At 57.3% G+C, this 4678-nt stretch carries 5 protein-coding genes and 1 pseudogene; 4 read left to right on the top strand and 2 right to left on the bottom strand.

Translation table 11 applies throughout. The features are described from left to right. Nucleotides 1–171 (top strand): annotated as a pseudogene (locus tag KYK83_RS16880) (IS3 family transposase); the annotation flags it as partial. Nucleotides 172–326: 155 nt separating this feature from the next. Here the strand turns inward: KYK83_RS16880 and KYK83_RS16875 are convergent. Both KYK83_RS16875 and KYK83_RS16870 read right to left on the bottom strand, forming a co-directional pair. Then, nucleotides 327–740, bottom strand: coding sequence for a hotdog fold thioesterase (locus KYK83_RS16875; RefSeq protein WP_006834195.1), 414 nt, complete (start codon nt 738–740; stop codon nt 327–329). Next, a complete protein-coding gene (locus tag KYK83_RS16870; RefSeq protein ID WP_222829075.1) occupies nt 737–1624 on the bottom strand; it encodes an alpha/beta fold hydrolase in 888 nt (295 codons plus the stop codon). Before KYK83_RS16870 ends, KYK83_RS16875 begins: the two co-directional genes overlap by 4 nt. A gap of 263 nt (nt 1625–1887) precedes the next feature. Between KYK83_RS16870 and KYK83_RS17340 the strand changes: the two genes are divergently transcribed. From KYK83_RS17340 to KYK83_RS16855, 3 genes are all read left to right on the top strand, one after another. After that, nucleotides 1888–2073: a MarR family transcriptional regulator gene (locus tag KYK83_RS17340; RefSeq protein ID WP_228135198.1), complete on the top strand. Its 186-nt coding sequence runs from the start codon at nt 1888–1890 to the stop codon at nt 2071–2073. A 330-nt stretch (nt 2074–2403) separates the two neighbouring features. Continuing rightward, complete coding sequence (locus KYK83_RS16860; protein ID WP_006834198.1) at nt 2404–2970, top strand: MarR family winged helix-turn-helix transcriptional regulator; 567 nt, start codon at nt 2404–2406, stop codon at nt 2968–2970. Then, nucleotides 2967–4553: an ABC1 kinase family protein gene (locus KYK83_RS16855; RefSeq protein ID WP_006834199.1), complete on the top strand. Its 1587-nt coding sequence runs from the start codon at nt 2967–2969 to the stop codon at nt 4551–4553. Before KYK83_RS16860 ends, KYK83_RS16855 begins: the two co-directional genes overlap by 4 nt. The last annotated feature ends 125 nt before the right edge of the window (nt 4554–4678 follow it).

Raw genomic sequence — 4678 nt, 5'->3', positions numbered from 1 at the left:
GTGGAAGACTACAACCGAGAGAGACCGCCCTCATCCCTTGGCTACGCGACACCGGCGGTGTTCGCCGCCGAACTAGATAAGCAATGGCCTGCTTCGCCACGCCCTACGGGCTCCGCTGCGCAGCCCATTGCTTCAACCGCGCTCATACGCATCAACGCGGCTCGGCTCTAATCCCAGCTGGGGGAAGATCAGGGGGTCACGTCACTCATTGGAAGGCGGCTATCGCGACGCAATTCGCTCTGAAAGTCGTGGGACTATTTTGCAGGTCTTCGAGGAACAGACCTGCTAATTTTCGCCCTGCAGTTAGTTCCATTAGGATAACGCTGTTAGCATACGTAGGCACCGCGGCCGCTAGCCAAAAGGTTGCCAGTAGGACCGTATACACGTGTTTCAGCGACCGAGATATTTTTACCGATCTTGATTATTTTGCCCGATGCTACGAGTGGTCCCGAGGTTGCCGGGCGGTGGTAGTCGACCCTCAGATCGGCGGTCGCCTTGGCCCCTGTACCTTGCGACAATAAGGTGTAGAGCCCGGTTAAATCGATCAGAGAGGCGAGCACGCCGCCATGCGCTGAACCGATTGCCGGGTTTGACACGATCTCGTCGCGCCAAGGCATCTCCAGTTCAAGCTGCTCGTTCGAGCATGACCGTAAAGTGAGGCCAAGCCACCGGTGAAACGGGGCAATCTGCAGGATCTCTTCGAGGCGCTTAGGATCGATCCTTGTCAGATTATCGGTCATGTAACGGCTCCCTGCGGACTGTGATTACGCTTGAGAAAATCGAGTATCGCTGCCGAAAAGGCATCGTTGGCATCGCCAACCACCATATGTGTTGCCTCTGCGATGTCGGTGTATTCAGCGTGTGGAACAAGTTCGAGCAATTGCGCGACCGCGTCTTCGGAAACCAGATCGCTCGATCCGCCGCGAATAATATGCAATGGCAGCGAAAGCCTGCTGGCTGCATCGTTCAGCGCATCAAACTGGCGTTCCTGATCAGCCGGATCGCTTCGCTTGGCTAGTGTGATGTTGCGGATAAAGGCCGGATCCCAATGCCAGTAGTAGCGGCCGTCTTCCTTCTCTCGCAGATAGCGCCGTAAGCCCTTGCCGGCTCCGCGCTTGCGGCGATGTGGCATGTAGCGCGCGATGACCTCTGCCGCTTCGTCCGGTGAAGAGAAACCGGTCTCCACGTGCTCCTCCATAAAGCCGACTACGCGCATAACGCCCCCCGTCTCCATACGCGGCGCGATGTCGACGAGAGTGAGCGACGCGAAGCGGCCCGGCGCAAGGTGTCCTTCGGCGATCAGTCCGGCCAACCCGCCAAGGGAGGCCCCGACGAGCGCTGGCTTGCGGTCCATTTTTGAAGCGATCGCAACGAGATCTGAAGCGAAGTCGCGCGTTTCGTAAGCGCCCTCGGCAGACCATTCGCTGTCGCCATGACCGCGCATATCAATTGCGATCGGACGAAATCCCGCATTGGCGAGATCGGCTGTGACACGTTTCCATGCGTGACGGGTCTGGCCGCCCCCATGCGCGAGCAAGACCGGTAAAGCATCGGCATTTCCGGTCGCTTCGGCTGCTATGGAGATGCCACCATTTCCCCCGATATGGAAAGTTTGCGACTGCATACCGCAACCTCATATTGTAAATCGATTTACAGTAAACGGCTTTATTTCCTGATCCGCTATGGTAGGTTGCCCTAGATGGCTGCCATGACGGGCTATGACGCGGATACAAAGGGGGGCAAGTTCCCTCACCGATACCGATCGGCTGTTCTTTCTTATGGAGGAAGTGACCCGGCGTTTGCGCAGGACCGCCGATTCTTCGGTTGAACAATTCGGGCTCACGCGGACGCAATGGAGTATATTGGCTTATCTTTCGGAGCCCAGGCATGACCCAGACAGAGCTGGCTCGGGAACTGAAGCTAGAGCGCGCTAGCATCGGCCAGACTATTGATCGCCTGGAAGAACTTGAGCTGGTGGAAAGACGCAGGCGCGAAGAACGACAGGCGCGTTTGGCGGGTTCATTTACGCCCTGCCGCAATCGAGCTACTTCCCAAGATGCGAGTAGAAGCTGATGCAATGTATGCTCGCTTGCTCGGGGGGATCCGTTTTGGGGAACTGGAGCGCTTACGCGGATCGCTGGCTAGGATGCATGACAATCTGGGCAGCGAGCCATAATCACTCGAAATCGAGCCCATGCCCCGCGTTCACGCCCGCGTTTGCCCTTCAGGGGGTCTGATGCTCAGATGAGGGACGCCGAGCGCATGCGATCATAACATCCCGGCAGTCGTGGCAGGCGAGGTGGCCGGAGCCCCCGCACTCACCCAGCGCCGTTCGGTTCCTTATCAGCTTGAGCGACCATCGGATTCAGTTTCTGCTGTAGCGTGAAATCAGCGAGTGTTTGCATGGCGGCACTGCTAGCGAATATGGTTGACGCTGAGCTTGAACACGCCAGGCATGCGCGAGCCTTCCAAGATAGCGCTATGGATAAGCATATGCCGAAAGATGAGATACGTGATTACGCCCCCAACGAAAAGGATGACATCCTTTATTTGCTAGAAGAGGTGAACAGGACCGCTCGGCGGACCTTCGACGCTCTGATCGTGGGGCTCGACCTCAATCAAACACAATGGCGGATCATCGCGTCCTTGTTGCGAGAACCTACGCTAACACAGACCGAGATTTCTCGCCTGCTCGAGCTTGAATCGGCGACGATAGGACAGGCTGTCGCAGTTTTGGTTGAAAAAGGTTTGATCGAGCGAGAGCGGGCGGCGCACGATCGAAGGGTTTGGAACCTCCACCTCACCGAGCAAGTAAGAACCATCTGGCCGGAACTGCGCGAAGCGGCTGATCGACTCCACGAAATTCTCTGGAAGGGAATGTCTGCGCCTCAAATCGACCTCCTGCGTACGATGCTTCGAAAAGTTGCGGAGAATCAGAAGCAGGCTGACACTTGCGAAGAAAGCCGATGAAGCATGATCTGGAAAACAGTGTCGGTGAACTGACGCGGCTAGCAGAACTCGGTCAGATTTTCGCCCGGCACGGTCTGAAAAATCTCGGAAGCTTGCTTGGCTTTATGCCGGTTTCGGAGAATGAGCCAGATACCGAGGACTTGCGTCCTGCATCGGTGGTGGCGCTGTTGCGCGATGTCGGCCCTGTCGGAATAAAGCTTGGCCAGCTCCTGGCGACCAGAAGCGATCTGTTTACACAACCCTGGATTTCCGCGTTCGGCACTCTCCACGACCAGGTGGAACCGCTGCCGTTCGATAAGATCGAACCGGTGATTGTATCGGCTTGGGGCAGCGACTGGGAACGTGAATTCGCCGCTTTCGAGAGAAACCCGATCGCCTCAGCCTCTATCGCGCAGACTTATGTCGCAACCCTGCTGGACGGAAGCGAGACTATCGTGAAAATCCGCCGACCCGGCATGGCGTCCAGGATCGAGGCGGACATGAGGCTGTTGACACGGCTCGCGGGCCTCGCCGAGCGTCGGTCAAGCGACATTGCTCGCTATCGACCCGTGGAATTCCTTCAGACATTCGCCAAGAATTTAGCGCGGGAGATGGACCTGGCGGCAGAAGCACGTGCCTGTGAAAGGATTGGCGGTTATCTGGAGATGCTTGGGGTGAAGACGCCCGCGATCCACTGGGAACTCACAGGCTTGACGATCAATGTGCAGGAAGCCCTGGGCGGAAAGCCCGCGTCGCGGCACCCGGCAACTGATCCGGCAGGGAATGCCCAGTTCGCGAAGCGCTATGCCGATGCAGTGCTACGGATGATCCTTCTCAATGGAGAGTTTCATGGCGACCCGCATCCCGGCAACGTCTTCTGGATGGAAGGGAACCAGGTAGGCTTCATCGATTTCGGCTCGGTCGGCTTTCTCAGCGGCGCGCGGCGTCAGGAAATCGTCCGACTGATTTTCGCTATCGCGAACGGACAGATAGACAAGGTGGCCGATCTGCTGCTCGACTGGGCAGGCAATCCACTCGTGGATCGCGCGCAATTGGTGATGGACCTGGATGAGCTGATCGCGGAATTTAGCGGCACAGCTCTTGCCGGGATAGAATTCGCGGCAATTTTCGATCGGGTTTTCGGATTGTTGCGCGATTATCGCCTCGTATTGCCGCCCGACCTCGCTATTTTGCTGCGCACCCTGCTGACCGCAGAGGGCTTCGTTCGCTCTTTGGCGCCGGACTACAATATCGCCGAAGAAACGAAGCCGATCGTGATGCAATTGTTTGCCGAGCGATTTTCGATCGGAGCCGCGCGGGATCATTTGGCCAAGGTCCGCAGTGGCCTGCTTGATTTCTCGGCATCGCTGCCCGAGCTAATCGATAACGTTGCCTCGGTCGCTCGATCAGGTACGATTCAGGTATCCATCGACCCAGCCAGTCTGAACCATCTGACGCGGGAAGAGGACCGCAGCACCCCCGTCAAGGGTCCGGTGGTGGCAGCGTTGATCATCTCTGCCGCATTGCTGGCCGACCAATCGTTGTTACTGGCAGGAATTGTTCTGGCTTTCGCGGGAATAGCACTCATTCCTAGATGGAACTGATAAGACCACACACAATGAACGCTTAGACCACGGCCGCCCGGCACCGATATTGGCTACATCAAGGGAGAAGAGTGGAAATGACCGAACAGAAACCTGCCGAAGCGGTGCCTGCCGCCACCATGCTG

It is taken from the genome of Qipengyuania pacifica (assembly GCF_019857205.1).
GTDB lineage: Bacteria > Pseudomonadota > Alphaproteobacteria > Sphingomonadales > Sphingomonadaceae > Qipengyuania > Qipengyuania pacifica.
Note: the sequence above shows the minus strand (reverse complement) of the source record. Positions and strands in the feature narration are given on the sequence as shown.